Here is a 15282-nt window from a genome sequence, read left to right on the forward strand (position 1 = left end):
ACCCTGTAACAAAACGTTACAGGGTTTTCTGTTATCATTCAAAAATGATTAGATGTTATTCTTTACGAACGATCAATGGGTTATTTATTTTCTCAGAAACACTATTTAAATGCTGCTCCCATGCTTCTTTTGTTTTAAACTGACCACTCTCTTTCCAGCCAAAACCAGCGTAGTAAACTACCTTATCATTTATAACTTTTAAGTTCGCATATGCATTACTTAAATCGGTTATATTTGTATCATAGGTTTCGTAATCTATAAAGTAGTTCTTACTTGCTATGATTGCAGACCCTAATTCTGAATCTGCATGCGGCTCCCAATAACTCACCCAACCTTTGTTTGTATCTCCGGTAACTACACCATCTTTTTCATGCAGCGTTAATCCAACAGAAATATGCTCTGAACCTTCAAGGCTAATCTCAAATTTAGAAAAATTACTTCCTAGATCTAAACTTATTATTTTTGATTCTTGAATTTGATGTTCACCGGCGTTCCAATCCTTATGTTTTAAATAAAAACTAGTCCTAATAGGGCCTGTTGTGATTGTTTTCCATTCTATGAAATTTTTAGAATAGTAGTACGTCGTATCTTCTTTTATGGCAAGACCGCCTACACCTCTACTTGATCCTACATGAAAGTTATCTAAACCTTCACCAGTATCTTCATGGTAGGCCCCTGCCCTTTTGCTATTCTTCTCATACCATTTATTAATAATAGGGTATTCTACCTTTTTTAACCAGGCATCTACCCCACTTGACAATGTTCCTCCCGGAATACTATCTTCAATCATTTGTTGCGCTGTAGGTCCATACATTCTAAAAGCGACTTTATCATTCTCCCACGTATAATCATCTGTACGCTCTGGAACAAAACGAGAATAACAATAGTCGGGAGCAGTAGGTTGCTCTTCTTTTGTTGCGGTTACTATTTCAAATCTTCTTTCAGAATTTGGCCCTAATGTAGGCTGAAACAGCAGTTCATCCTCTATTGAATCTCCATTAGTATCTACCAATTGGACAATTTGTAATTTTCCTGTTTCAATATCTTTAATGCCAATAGTATTTAAATCTTTATCCGCTAAAAATTCTTTGGATAGTTCTACCGTCTCAAAAGAGCGCTCCACATTCAAATTATTATTAACAATAAAAACTGAGGTACTTTTTTCTGGCTCACAAGATTGTAATACGAATCCTATACTTAAAAAAAAGGCTAATTTATTAACGTTCATTCTTGTTTGTTTTAGTTTTCATTGGATGGTTTTCCTATGGTTGCTAAAATTCCGCCATCTACATACAGAATATGACCATTTACAAAATCACTTGCCTTAGAACTTAAGAAAATAGCAGCACCACTTAAATCATTAGGGTCTCCCCATTTTGCTGCCGGCGTTCTATTCACAATAAAATCATTAAACGGATGCCCTTCTACTCGAATGGGTTCCGTTTGTGTCGTTGCAAAATACCCAGGACCAATTCCATTAATCTGAATATTATGTTTTGCCCATTCGGTCGCCATATTCTGCGTCAACATTTTAAGTCCACCTTTTGCTGCTGCATATGCACCAACCGTATTTCTCCCCAATTCGCTCATCATAGAACAAATATTGATAATTTTACCACTCTTACGAGCTATCATTCCTTTCACAACATGTTTGGAAACAATAAACGGACTCACCAAATCTACATCTACCACTTCTCTAAAATCTGATACTTCCATATCTTCGAGTGGTGTTCTTTTGATAATACCTGCGTTATTCACCAAAATATCTATCGTCCCTACTTCTGCTTCAATGCTTTTCACTGCAGCTTTTACTTGGTCTTCATCTGTAACATTAAACTTGTAACCAAAAGCATTGATACCTTCTGTTTTATAAGCGACTAAGGCTGTATCTATTTTGTCTTGTGATGAGTTACCATTCACGATGATAGTGGCTCCTGCTTTTCCTAAACCCATTGCCATAGCCATACCCAAGCCATGAGTACTTCCTGTTACTAATGCAATTTTTCCTTTTAAATCAAATAATGAGATACTCATAGTTTTATCGTAATTCGGTTATTTTACACACATCCATATCGCCATAATCTAGGTTTTCACCCGCCATTCCCCAAATAAAAGTATAGTTTGAAGTTCCTGAACCACAATGTATAGACCATGGTGGAGAAATAACAGCTTGGTTATTATCCATCCAAATATGTCTTGTTTCTGTAGGCTGTCCCATAAAATGACTTACCGCTTGCCCTTCTGGAATCTCAAAATAGAAATACACTTCCATTCTACGATCATGAACATGTGCTGGCATGGTATTCCAAACACTCCCTGATTTTAAAGACGTCATTCCCATTTGCAATTGACATACGTCTACGACACTATTTACTATATACTTTCTAAGTGTTCTGGCATTAGCGGTTTCTGGAGACCCTAATTCTACTACCTCTACATCATTAATTCCAATTTTTTTATTTGGAAAAGCTTTATGAGCAGGAGTTGAGTTTAAGTAAAATTTAGCGGGACTTTTTTCTGACTTGCTAGAAAAATACACTTCCTTGTTACCTCGGCCTAAATAAAGTGCTTCTTTATGATCTAAATGAAATTCTTCTCCGTCTACAGTAACTGTTCCACTGTCTCCAATGTTAATTATACCAAGTTCTCTTCTTTCTAAAAAGTACGAAGCTTTCAATGGATCAATGCTTTCTAATAGTACTTTCTTTGCTGCTGGAACAACACCACCCGTAATAAACCGATCATAATGAGAATAGACTAGTTTCAATCTATCTTCTTGTAATAAGTCTGATATTAAAAACTCTTCTCTAAGTTGTTCTGTATCGTATTTTTTTACAGCTTCAGGATGTGAAGCATAACGTGTTTCGTAAGTATTTGACATTTAAAATTGTATTTAATATTAATTATATAGTTATAGAATTTGTTTTAAATTTTCGTCTAGCGGAATCATTTTCGGCATCAATAAATGAACAATACCTAAAATAATGAGATAACTAGAACCTGCCACTAAAAAAGCCCAGAAATAAGCGGTATTATCGGCCTGGTCTAGAAACTTACCCAGTAGTTTATTACTAATAATACCTGCTACGGCACCAATCATTCCTCCTAGCCCAACAATAGATGCTGTGGCTTTTTTAGGAAAAACGTCAGAGACTAAGGTAAATATGTTTGCCGACCATGCTTGATGCCCTGCTGCTCCAATCCCAATTAAGAACACAGCTAACCATTTGTTCTCGGCAAAAGCCACATAGCAAACGGGTAAAATCATTACCGCACAAAGCAATAAAGTGGTTTTTCTAGCTTTATTTACAGACCATCCTTTCTTAATAAAATATCCCGATAAGTAGCCTCCCAGAATACTACCCCCATCTGCAAGAACATACATAATAAAGAAAGGAACTCCTATGTCTTTTAGTTTTAAACCAAAAGTTTCTGCCAAAAATTTTGCACCCCAAAAAAGGTAAAACCACCAAACAGCATCGGTAATTTTAGCAGCTGCAAAAGCCCAAGCTTCTCGTCTTTTTAGGATTTTGATCCACGGTAGTTTTTCTTTACTCACTTCTACGGCCGAATCACTAATAATATACTCAAGCTCTTCTTTGCTTACTTTAGGATGATCCTCCGGTTTTTTATAATATTTTAACCACAGAAAAACCCAAATAGCGCTTAAAGCACCTGTTATTAAAAAAGGAATCTGCCAATTGGTACCGTCTTCATGTACAATCCACCCTACAACAAATGGTGCTGCAATGGCTCCAATGCTTGTTGCTGCATTAAATATTCCAGTAGCATAAGCACGTTCTTTTTTCGGAAACCATTCTGCGACTGTTTTTATTGCTGCAGGAAAATTACCTGCCTCTCCAAAACCTAAACCAAAACGAGCTAGACTAAAGCCTATGACGCTAAAACCTGGTCTAACCGCAGCATGAAGCATTCCAAAAATACTCCATATGGCAATGGCTAATGTGTATCCTATTTTTGTTCCTAATTTATCTATAATACCTCCCATGGTCAACATACCAATGGCATAGGCTACTTGAAAACTAATGATAATGTTTGCGTAATCTTCATTAGTCCAATCAAACATTTTTTGAAGTGTAGGCGCCATAACACCAATAATGCTTCTATCAAAATAATTTATGGTCGTCGCAAATAATAGTAATCCTAAAATTCTAAAGCGATAGTTTCCAATTTTTTGTTTTATTTTATTCATGTAGTCTTTAAATTATTCCTCTTTTAGCCTCCTTAAACAGTATGCTATTATTTCATTAATTATTGCTATTTTCTAAATACGCTTGGAATGGCTTTTAGATCAATATTCTCAAACTACACCTTGTATCTTCTGATTATATTTTGAATACAAAAGCAGCTTAGAATACCTAACAATATGATTTTAAAAGACCGATTCAAGCGCTATTTTTTTATTGGCCTGAATTATAGTTTATACACCTCAACATCTTTGAAACAAGTATAAAAATTAATAAAAAGTGAAAGGATAAATTAGTATTCAAAGCCTATAAACTATAATTCATTTTAGAACTATAGCCTCCCAACAGCAGCTCCCACAAAAGCTTTATTTAAAAATTACCAGACAAGTGATATCAAATAGACCTTGCAAATTTTAAGTGGAATCTTAGTAGTTATAAAGATCAAGAATCTTTTTAATAAAGCTGATTTCAATTAATTGGCAGGTGATAATCTGTATACTTTAAACTCATCAACCGTCATATGATTATCTACTGTTCTGAGTCCAAAATAACCCGAAGTGTAAGGCTGTGAATCTTGAAAATCTGCAATAAGCAAATCATCCTTATAATATTGAATGATGCCCTCATGGGCTATTATTTTAATTTTATACGTAGTATTAGCTTTAAGAAGAAACTTTGATGCCGTTAAATCATGTTCTGGCAATAAGGGTCTTTCTCCATTACCTAAGTAACGTCTAAATCTGGTCTTGGTATTGTTATGTCCGCCAACACCCATATAGTACAATTGTAACGAATCATAGTTTGAAAACTTTCCACCCCGACGTGCTGAATTTTCAAATAAATTAGTTGGATTTTCAAGATCTGTAGCCATCCAAAAGCAATTTAAATCTGATACGCGGTCATGTAATTCTCCGTTATCAATGACCGTCGCATCATAGGTTATCATAATTGAGCCTTCTAACTTTTGTGTATACCAAATAGTACATCCTGCAGCATCATATATTTCGAGCTTTTTGTTGACAATTTGCACTGTTCCCCCCGGCATCTGCTCTACCTTCCAATTATTTAAATTTTCATCAAAAGACTCGGTATGTAGTAAGGTTACATCCACTGTTTGAGTATCATTCAATTTGATCTTAGAATTACATGCACTTAAAACAAATAGTGAAAATAGCAACACGCTATACCCAGCAAAATGACCTATCGATCTTTCAAAATTCATATACTTTTATCTTAAACAATATTCATAATTAGATTAAAAAATAAGCTTGCTTTAGCTTATAAGCTTTAGTCTTCTGTACTAAAAGCTGCTGCTGGTAAACCTCCCGTATTGTAAAGGTTTGCCCCTTCAGGATTTCCTGACCATGCATAACGCACTTCTAGCGGTTCTGAAACAGTAGCATTCCAAACGGCTACTTTATTTTTAGAGATTATAGTGGCATTTGCTTTATACCAGATTCCATCACTACTTAAAACCTCAAACCATTCTAATGGTTCATCTACTGAAATTGTATCATCTAGCAGGTTTTTATATCCTACCATTAAACCCGACTTCGCATGATCAAAAGAGATGATAATTTTATCCTTTTTAACCTTCTTACTTTTATACAGTGGTCCGCTATAAACCGATGTTTTTACGTTGTAATCTTTTTCTAATGCCCAAAACGCTAATCTTTTACCGGCATCCATTTTGTTGTGAGGATGAATATCGCGCGGTTCTCCTATATCATATAATACGGCAAGGCCTGTATTTGGTAATTTAGTAGTTCTCCTCAAATGATCATTAACCGTTGCCCAACCTTTGTCTGCAGTATCATTTCCTCTAGTACACGCTGCTAGTTGTGCCATATAAAAAGAAAAATCTCCTTGCCCCCAATCGGCTCTCCAACTGCGAATCATATTGGTTAAAAATGCCTCATATTCATTGGGCATGTACACGGCGTTGCTTTCCCCTTGATACCAAATGGCTCCTTTTATTTTATAGGGAATAATGGTATGTAACATCGCATTATATAATGTTCCAGGTGCTTGTCGATCTTCTTTAGGATGCGTCATAGGTTTGGGTTGTTTTCCCTTTTCACCTTTGCTTTTCCAGTGTTCCATCTGCTCGTTGTACTCTGTATCTTGATAATCTTCAGCATCCATTTTAGAAATTAATGCCTTCTCTTCTTTTCTATTGGCTAAAAAATAATCTCTCAGATTTTCATCCTCAAGATAAGATGCTTCTGAAATCCAGGGCTGTACACGTGTTCCTCCCCAAGAACATTCTACTAGCCCTATGGGTACGTTTAACTGTTTCCTTAGTTCCTTAGCAAAAAAATAACCTGTAGCCGTTATCTTCCCTATTTCATCTGTTGTTGCCTTTCGCCAATTGCCTTCAAAATTAACTTCTTTATCAAATAAGGATGTTGCCTGTGGCACTTCAATGTGTCTTAAGTAAGGGTCATTTACAGTAGCTGCTTCATTTCTAATATATGCTACCAAAGGTTGATGTTTTGGATCTTTAGAATCATTCAAGAATTTTGAAATTGAAAAATCCATATTTGATTGCCCTGTACAAAGCCAAACTTCTCCTGATAACACATCATGAATAACAATCGTATTTTTTCCTGAAATAGTGATGGTAAAAGGGCCTCCAGCGCTAGGTGTTTCTAGATCTACGCGCCATTTACCTTCAGGGCTAGTTAGTACAGAAGCCGTTTTTCCCCAACTCCCAGAAATAGTTATTGCTTCTTTTGGATCTGCCCAACCCCATACTGGCACTTTTGTATCGCGCTGTAGTACCATATGATCAGAAAAAATGGCATTTACGGTTACCTCCGCTCGAAGCGCTTGTGGTAAAAGAAAAATAACAAAAAGTACTAAAGTGAAATTCTTTATCATCGTGTAATTTTTAAATAGATTGAATGATTATTTTTGAGATAAAGGAATCACCATATTCCACGTTTTTGATCCTTTACTAAAACCTCCAGGTCCATCCATGGTCGCAAAGAAAATATGAGTAGGCACATTGTCTTCAACCAAAACAAACGGCCGTTCTAATTGTCCTTGTTTTATAATTTTGCCGGTGTCCCATTTCACCAATTTAGTATATGCTTTTGGGTTTGGATCTACCTCCCACTGAATACCATCTTCAGAATGTGCCAATAATCCATCTCCTGCGACCCCTGTAATTTTTCCGCGTTGGTCTTTGGCTACCATGTGTATCCCGTTAACATCTTTCCAAATATGAGGATCTTCAATCTCCCCTAAATGTTCCGTAGAAAAAAGGGGTTGATCACCTACTACCGTATATGGCCCTTCAAAAGAGGGTGCTGTAGCAACACCTATACTCATATCTGAATTAGAAATACCGTCCTCTTTATAATTTCGACCTTTGAAAAGTAATACTACAGCGCCATCATCTTTTAGTAAGGGTGACGGATTAGAGGTTAAAAAACTATAAAATGAATCCGGTTTCACATCAAATATCGGGGCATCATACCTTTCCCAAGGCCCGTTAGGATTTTTAGAAATCGCCATTCCTATACGCTTTCCCCACCGCGCCGAAATACACCATTTACTAGTAAGTGTAAATTGGGCTATATTATTTTCTGACACATCCTCAAAAGGATGTGTGGATCCCATATAATATAAAATATAGGTGTCTTTATATTTCACAATTTTAGGGTTGTGACAAGATCTGCCATCCCAATACTGAGCACCACGAGCTCCTAAAGCCACATCCTTAAATGTATAGGGTCCCTCTGGGGTATTGGAAGTGGCATGGACAATTTCTGAATTAGTCATCCAGCCGGGATGAAAGGGTAGAAATTTTGGCCATCTAGAAGCATACATATGATACACACCATCATCTCCTTTGATTACAGAGCTCCCCCAAACCCAATACTCATCCATCTGTAAGCCGCCATTCACTGGTGCTTCTAATAAATTACTAAACACCTTATTCTGAGCACACATCACTGTAGAAACAATACAAAATAAGCTGCATAAGGTTTTTAACATCCGTTGGGTTTTAAAAATTTATTAGTTTTTGGCTACTACCTTGGTGGCTGTTGCTTCTTCTAATTTTTTTAAGCGCATCAAAGCTTCCATATAGTAATAATCAGCATAAATGATAGGCATATCAATTTCTGAATTGTTGGGTAAATGACCTGTAGAATGCAATAAAAGTGCTTGGTTCTTGTCACCACTATAATAGGCATCTGATGATAAAATTTCTACAAACTTGGTTGCAGCAGTATTAAATTTATTTTTCAATGTAACATCCTCTACTAAATTTGCTATTTCAAACATACCACAAGCGGCAATAGCTGCAGCAGAAGCATCTTTAGGTGCATTTGGAATTTTTGGATCATCAAAATCCCAAAAAGGAATTCCGTCTTCTGGTAAACGCTCTAAGAAATGGTCTGCTAATTTTATAGAAGTTTCTAAAAAATCTTTTCTCCCTGTTTCTCTATACGCCATTGCAAAACCGTAAATACCCCATGTTTGTCCTCTTGCCCACATAGATTCATCTGCATAGCCTTGGTGCGTATATCCTTTTAAAAATTCGCCTGTTTCCTCATTGAAAGATCCTAAATGGTATAGGGAGTTGTCTTCCCTAACAAGATTATTCATGGTTACTTCTGCATGACTAGTAGCGATATCATATAAACGTTGGTCTCCACCGTTTTTTGCTGCCCAAAAAAGTAATTCCAGGTTCATCATATTATCAATAATCGTATTATGAGCATACTCTTCCCGTTTTTCTGGCCAAGAAAGTATTGACCCTACCTTATCGTTATATAAGGTAGCTAACGTATCTGCTGCGGACAGCAACACTTCCTTATACTCCGGATTTCCAGTAATTCTATACCCATTACCAAAACTACAATACACCATAAAACCAATATCATGATTCTGAGCAGAATTGTACGCAATGGTTTTTATAGGAGCCGTAAAAGCTGCTGCTTCCTTTTTTAAAGATGCATCATTAGAAGCTTCATACGCATACCAAAGAACTCCTGGCCAGAAACCACTACACCAATCATTTACTCCTACAGATTCCCAAGTAGTTTGGTTTTCAGGAATATTTCTTAAAAAGCTATCTTTAACAGATAAGCCTTTAAGTGTTTCTTTTGTTTTTATTACGCTTTCATCTAGCATCTCTTGTGCGCTAAATACGGGAGCTTCTTTTTTTGTAGGACTACACGAAACAATCAATACAATAGTAAGCATTAGAAAAAATTTACTCATAATTTAAGGATCTATGGTTATATCTAAAAAGTGTTTATTGAGCTTATTTTTCATAAAAATTTAAAGGAAAATTTACAGTATAAACTCTATCACAATTTTAGAAAGAATAAGCCTCCTAAGGCATAAATTATCATTCAATCATGATAAAATAACATCCTTTTGCTAGCGTATTTATACGAATTATACTACAAATAAGATTTAAGAGTAAGCCTATCCTGTATAGCGTAGAAATAGAGCATTTTTTTTTAGAAAGTATACTTAAGCAGAAATTAAGTTAGGAAGACCTATTGGTCTATGTGAAAATCTCCTTTTATCCAACCAAGAAGTGTTAGATCGCAACGCATTTATTTACAGTGATTTACAAATTAGGGATTGCTAGATTTATCAAAAAACTTTCAAATTACTTATTTTTCATCTCACATATTATGCTCTTTTTATGCAATTAGACCATAGTTTTTCGGCAGCAAACTCCTAATGTATACATTTACAAATCATTAATTTTTTTATCTAATTATTATATAATACCGCATAAAAAAGCCCTGTATATTACTAAATAACTTAAAAAGAGCTATAATTTATAATGATTGAATATTATTTTATCATGGTCATTGATCTTAATAATTAACATTGCCTTAACAAACGTACTCACTTAATTATATGAAACTATTAAAAATTAATTTTTATGACTAAACTTAAAAGCATTCAGTTGAATCTGAAAAAATTGTCGAGTCTATTTTGGATTTTAGGCTTTCTTATTTGCAGCATTACGGCACATGCAAATCCAACCTTACCACAGAGCATAAAAATATCTGGTACAGTAGTAGACGCAGAAGACAATATGCCCATACCGGGTGTGAATGTCGTAGTTAAAGGAACTTCTACTGGAACAGTTACAGATTTTGATGGTAACTATACTATAGATGTACCTGCTAGCACAAGTGTTCTTGTCTTTTCTTCTATAGGTTATGCAAAAAAAGAAGTATCAACTAAGTCTAGTACTGTAATTAACGTTTCATTGGAAGCGGATGTAAGCGCACTAGATGAGATTGTGGTGGTAGGTTACGGTACTGCTAAAAAGGAAACTCTAACGGGATCTGTTGAACAGGTAAAGGCAGAAGCTTTTGAAGATTTAGCTGTGGGTAGTCCTGCATTAGCGCTTCAAGGTAGAACGCCTGGTTTGGTAGTTACTCGTACCTCCTCAAGACCTGGCGATGAAAATGTAAACTTTCTAATTAGAGGTGCTTCTTCTATTAACGGAATAGAACCACTTATTGTAATTGATGGTATTCCTTCCATAAACTCGTCTTCCTTTAACGATATGAACCCTAATGATATTGAAAGCATTAGTGTATTAAAAGGGGGATCGGCATCTGTATACGGATCCCGTGCCGCAGGTGGTGTGATTTTAGTGACTACAAAAAAAGGTAAAGGACAGATTAAGATTGATATCAGTACCATTTCTAGAGTTGGTACAATAGGTATACGTCCTCCATCACCAACAATGTCACAATACGGGCAATTATATGCTGCTGCAGCTCGTGAAGATATAGCTTCTGGAAAGCCACCTAGATATTTCTTTTGGAATGATCTTGCAACTGTAGATAGAATTGCTTCTGGAGAAGAAGGATATTATGATTTACCTATAAACGGAAATATTTGGTTAGGAGATGCCCCTAGGTTTGATGAAATGTTCGGTAATTCTTACTCAAGCCAACATAACATTAGTATATCTGGAGGAACAGAAAAAAGTAACTTCCGTATATCTGCAGGGTATGACAACAATGTTGGGGGCCTAAAAGTTGCAGATGATAGTTCTGATAGATATAATTTTTCTATGAACTATGGTGCGGATATTAGTGATAAACTAAGTTTGAATACAAATATTACTTATTATAACAATAAATTTTCAGGACCTTCTGGAGGTTTAGGTAGAGAAGCAGCAACCTACGATGCTCCCCTTTTTCCTACCTATAATGCAGACGGACAATACTATGCAAACTTTGGAGGTGATCTAATCACAGGAGATAGAAATGGTGTGGCACAAGTTATAGATGGTGGCCGTGAGAACAAAACAATTGAGCAATTTAAAATATCTGCTTTAGCTAAATACAAATTCACGGATCATTTAGATTTTACAGGTTCTTATGCAATCAGCAGACAAAATAGTGAATACCAAACCTATTCGGTTTCTGTACCACTTTATAGCTGGGGCGGGAGTTTCTCAAATAATATAAACAATACCACTTCCATTCAAGAAGGTACAGGTCCTGACAGAAATGATGGTAACATTACTTACAAGAATTATAAAGGTGCATTAAATTACTCTAATCAATTTGGTGATCACAACCTATCGGGACTTTTAGCTATAGAAGCTGAGAAAAATGATATTAACGAATATAATATTAGAAGAAATGGCTTTGTAGATTATGGTGTTTACGATATTAATTTAGGAGCTACCGACCAATTGGTGACAACATCGGGTGGTGGTACTTCTTGGGGTTTCTTCGGATACATCGGTAGATTAAACTATGACTACAAAAGTAAATATCTAATAGAAGTACAAGGTAGACGAGATGGATCTTCAAGATTTGCAGATGGCAAAAAATGGTCTAACTACGGTAATGTTTCAGCTGGTTGGGTACTTAGTTCCGAAAATTTCTTAAAAGAGAGTAGCCTTATATCATTCTTAAAATTAAGAGGTGGTTATGGCGAATTAGGGAGTACTTCTGGTATTGGTGATTTTGGATATTTATCTACGGTAGGCTTTGGTACAACTGTATTTGGCCAAACAAATGCAGGACAACAAGCTACATCTAGTGCAAATAGTTTATTCAGTAGTAATACTACTTGGGAACGAATCGTAACCAAGGAGATAGGTGTAGACTTTAGACTGTTTAATAGCAACGTATTTGGTTCTTTTGACCTTTATCAAAAAGACAATGTAGGTATGTTGGTTAGAGGTATTGAAACCGATATTTTAGGTACGGCAACTCCATTTACCAATATTGGTACTTTAGAAACCAAGGGATGGGAAGCAATGCTGGGCTATCAAGGTAAAGTAGGTGAAGTTGATTTTACCGTAAGTGCAAATATGAGCGATTCTAGAAATGAAATCACTGAATATGACGGTGCCCAAACGATATTTGAGAATTTGAACGATGCCGATAGTGGCAGAAATATATTAGGAAAACCAATTAACTCGTTTTATTTATGGGAGACTAATGGTTATTTTGATTCTCAGGCACAAGTTGATGAATATTACGCAAGTTTAGATGAAGGTGGTATTTTACCTTCTCAAAGCTCTAACGATGCATTGAGACCGGGAGATATGATCGTTGTAGATTCTAATGGAGATGGTACCCTGGACAATGACGACTTAACATATAGTGGGGATGCATCACAACATTATGTTTACGGATTTAATTTTGATGTAAAATATAAGAATTTTGACCTTAGTGCATTTTTTCAAGGTGCTCTAGAGCATAATGTTTATAGAACGGGTTATTTCGCCCAACCTTTCCAAGCAGAATGGCAGAACCAATCTAATACATGGTTAGGAAGAACATGGACCGAAGATAATAGAGATGCAGAATTTCCTAGATTAACTACACAACGTGGGCTATCTGCGTGGAACTACAGAAGTAAAGATCATATTTTACAGAATAATAGATATATGAGATTGAAGTCTCTTATTATAGGATATAACTTTAAAAATTTACAAATAAAGAATACTCCTATTGATAATATTAGAATTTATTTTTCAGGAAATGATTTATTTGAAATAACCAGTGTAAAAGATGGTTATGATCCAGAATTTCAAGCGAGTTCTAATAACAGCGCCTACCCATTTATGCGTACTTGGGCATTAGGTTTAAAAATTTCACTTTAGTACCATCAAGAAGTAGTTAACATATCATAAAATAATATACAGATGAAAAAAATAATATATATAATACCGTGTTTAATGGTATTCTTCTCCTCGTGTGAAGACGATTTTATAGACTTAGCTCCGCCAGCTTCAATTACTGACCAGGTATATTATACCGAAGCTGAACATTTTCTAACAGGTTCCAATACATTTTACAATAACTTAATGACTTGGAGAAACGACCAAGGCATATATTCCGATCACGGGTCAGATTTGGTGGGTTACACCGAAGATGGAGGGATGCAAGAATATAGTAGAGGTGATACGCAAGCACCTGAAACAGATGGGTACTACTCTAGCCCTTACTCCGCCATTAGAGCTATGAATCTTTTGCTAGAGCGCGCAGCTGTTTATGAAGGAGATGAAAGTATTGAAGCTTATGTTGCTGCTACTAAATTTCATAGAGCATACCAATATTTTAACCTAGTACAACGCTTTGGAGGGGTTACTTTGGTTACAAGATCATTAGATGTAGGTGATGAAGAATTAAGTGCACCACGTAATAGTAGATATGAAGTCGTTGCACAAATACTAGCAGATTTAGATGATGCTATTGCCGGGTTACCTACGGAACAAGAAATTGGATCGAATGATAAAGGTAAAATCAGCAAATGGGCGGCAATGGCTTATAAAGCAGATGTTTTACTACATGAGGCCACATGGATGAAATATGTTGGTACCACTACAGATGGTGATGGTGTAAGTATTGGTGCTGGTAGTGCCGGCTTTGATGCCTCTAAGATAGATCCTTATTTACAAGAAGTTGTAACACTTACCAAAACGGTCATGGACCAAGGTGGTTTTGAACTTTGGAATTATAATGACGACTTAGATAATTTAAGTTCAAATTTTCTTTTTAATCTAGAAGATAGTGGTTCTAACCCAGCTGGTTTAGATAAGGCTACCAATAAAGAGTTTATATTTTACGGGAAATACGATTTTACATTTAGACAAGCCGGCGACCTTGTAAGTCATGTTTATGAAGGTAGAGTTAAACCTAGTAGAAAAATGATGGATTTATTTTTGAGTACCGATGGGTTACCGATTGATCAGTCGCCATTATTTCAAGGGTATGACAATACGCCGGACGAATTTCAAGATAGAGATTACAGAATGACCGCTTATTTCACCTACCATAAAAACCTTGGTGAAATTCCTCAAAACGGTGACGTTGTTTTAAATGGAACAAATAATTTTGGTTATTTCAACTCTAAATTCATGAGCTGGAAATGGGGTACTGATGAAGCCTACAGAGCAACAAAAACGGAATCTTATGATATGCCTTTTATTCGCCTTGCCGAAGTTTATTTGATGTATGCAGAAGCTTTGTACGAGTTAAACGGAAGTCTCACAGATGCTGAAATGAACGAATCTATAAATCTAATTAAAGCCAGAGCAGGTTTACCTGCTATTAGCAATTCTTTTTTAGCTGCCAATAACATGAACATTGAAACAGAAATCAGAAGAGAACGTACTATAGAGCTGTATGCAGAAGGCGCTACTAGATTTAATGATCTAAAAAGATGGGGTATTGCAGAAGAAGAACTTGGGGAAACCAAATTTGGTGCTGTTATTGAAGGTACTGTTTACGAAAACAATCCTGATTTATATACTCCTGAAGGATATGGTTTTGGTGAAGCCACCACTACCACAGGTGTAGGACCAAGAAGTGCGCTAGTTGTAGAACCTTCATCAATCAGAAATTTCTCTAGAGATAATTACTTGTTCCCTATTCCTACTTCTCAAATAGGATTAAATCCAAATATGTTACAAAATCCAGGATATTAAAAGCTTATTTTTTTTGAGTTAATTAGTTAGTTTCAAAAGCGGTTATAAGTATCAAACTTATAACCGCTTTTTAGTTTTAATCAGTTTACCTATCCATACCCCCTTTTCATGTTTTAAACA

General features: G+C 35.8%; 10 protein-coding genes. 2 read left to right on the top strand and 8 right to left on the bottom strand.

Going from position 1 to position 15282, the window contains the following annotated elements:
* Positions 1-55: 55 nt before the first annotated feature.
* From M666_RS19735 to M666_RS19770, 8 genes are all read right to left on the bottom strand, one after another.
* Positions 56-1228 carry a BT3233 family polysaccharide utilization protein gene (locus tag M666_RS19735; protein ID WP_029445498.1) on the bottom strand — a complete coding sequence of 391 codons (1173 nt, stop codon included), beginning with the start codon at positions 1226-1228 and terminating at the stop codon, positions 56-58.
* An 11-nt stretch (positions 1229-1239) separates the two neighbouring features.
* Entirely contained in the window at positions 1240-2034 is a 795-nt protein-coding gene (locus M666_RS19740; protein WP_029445497.1) for a gluconate 5-dehydrogenase, read from the bottom strand.
* Between the two features lie 4 nt (positions 2035-2038).
* Entirely contained in the window at positions 2039-2881 is an 843-nt protein-coding gene (gene kduI, locus M666_RS19745; RefSeq protein WP_029445496.1) for a 5-dehydro-4-deoxy-D-glucuronate isomerase, read from the bottom strand.
* Positions 2882-2911: 30 nt separating this feature from the next.
* Complete coding sequence (locus M666_RS19750; RefSeq protein WP_029445495.1) at positions 2912-4213, bottom strand: MFS transporter; 1302 nt, start codon at positions 4211-4213, stop codon at positions 2912-2914.
* A 467-nt stretch (positions 4214-4680) separates the two neighbouring features.
* Positions 4681-5430 carry a DUF6250 domain-containing protein gene (locus M666_RS19755; protein WP_029445494.1) on the bottom strand — a complete coding sequence of 250 codons (750 nt, stop codon included), beginning with the start codon at positions 5428-5430 and terminating at the stop codon, positions 4681-4683.
* A 65-nt stretch (positions 5431-5495) separates the two neighbouring features.
* Positions 5496-7091, bottom strand: coding sequence for a sialate O-acetylesterase (locus tag M666_RS19760; RefSeq protein WP_029445493.1), 1596 nt, complete (start codon positions 7089-7091; stop codon positions 5496-5498).
* 27 nt (positions 7092-7118) lie between these two features.
* Positions 7119-8213, bottom strand: coding sequence for a glycoside hydrolase family protein (locus M666_RS19765; RefSeq protein WP_039326118.1), 1095 nt, complete (start codon positions 8211-8213; stop codon positions 7119-7121).
* Positions 8214-8234: 21 nt separating this feature from the next.
* Complete coding sequence (locus M666_RS19770; protein ID WP_052206671.1) at positions 8235-9446, bottom strand: glycoside hydrolase family 88 protein; 1212 nt, start codon at positions 9444-9446, stop codon at positions 8235-8237.
* 682 nt (positions 9447-10128) lie between these two features.
* Between M666_RS19770 and M666_RS19775 the strand changes: the two genes are divergently transcribed.
* Together M666_RS19775 and M666_RS19780 are read left to right on the top strand one after the other, a co-directional pair.
* On the top strand, positions 10129-13335 hold the full coding sequence (locus M666_RS19775; RefSeq protein ID WP_029445490.1) for a SusC/RagA family TonB-linked outer membrane protein: 3207 nt from the start codon (positions 10129-10131) through the stop codon (positions 13333-13335).
* 42 nt (positions 13336-13377) lie between these two features.
* Complete coding sequence (locus tag M666_RS19780; RefSeq protein WP_029445489.1) at positions 13378-15162, top strand: RagB/SusD family nutrient uptake outer membrane protein; 1785 nt, start codon at positions 13378-13380, stop codon at positions 15160-15162.
* Positions 15163-15282 lie beyond the last annotated feature (120 nt).

This window comes from Cellulophaga baltica 18, from assembly GCF_000468615.2.
GTDB classification, from domain to species: Bacteria; Bacteroidota; Bacteroidia; order Flavobacteriales; family Flavobacteriaceae; genus Cellulophaga; species Cellulophaga baltica.

What these genes read in the sequence shown, in the direction of transcription:
- M666_RS19735 (WP_029445498.1), bottom strand. Translation starts at nt 1,228, where the DNA reads ATGAACGTTAATAAATTAGCCTTTTTTTTAAGTATAGGATTCGTATTA.
- M666_RS19740 (WP_029445497.1), bottom strand. Translation starts at nt 2,034, where the DNA reads ATGAGTATCTCATTATTTGATTTAAAAGGAAAAATTGCATTAGTAACA.
- kduI (WP_029445496.1), bottom strand. Translation starts at nt 2,881, where the DNA reads ATGTCAAATACTTACGAAACACGTTATGCTTCACATCCTGAAGCTGTA.
- M666_RS19750 (WP_029445495.1), bottom strand. Translation starts at nt 4,213, where the DNA reads ATGAATAAAATAAAACAAAAAATTGGAAACTATCGCTTTAGAATTTTA.
- M666_RS19755 (WP_029445494.1), bottom strand. Translation starts at nt 5,430, where the DNA reads ATGAATTTTGAAAGATCGATAGGTCATTTTGCTGGGTATAGCGTGTTG.
- M666_RS19760 (WP_029445493.1), bottom strand. Translation starts at nt 7,091, where the DNA reads ATGATAAAGAATTTCACTTTAGTACTTTTTGTTATTTTTCTTTTACCA.
- M666_RS19765 (WP_039326118.1), bottom strand. Translation starts at nt 8,213, where the DNA reads ATGTTAAAAACCTTATGCAGCTTATTTTGTATTGTTTCTACAGTGATG.
- M666_RS19770 (WP_052206671.1), bottom strand. Translation starts at nt 9,446, where the DNA reads ATGAGTAAATTTTTTCTAATGCTTACTATTGTATTGATTGTTTCGTGT.
- M666_RS19775 (WP_029445490.1), top strand. Translation starts at nt 10,129, where the DNA reads ATGACTAAACTTAAAAGCATTCAGTTGAATCTGAAAAAATTGTCGAGT.
- M666_RS19780 (WP_029445489.1), top strand. Translation starts at nt 13,378, where the DNA reads ATGAAAAAAATAATATATATAATACCGTGTTTAATGGTATTCTTCTCC.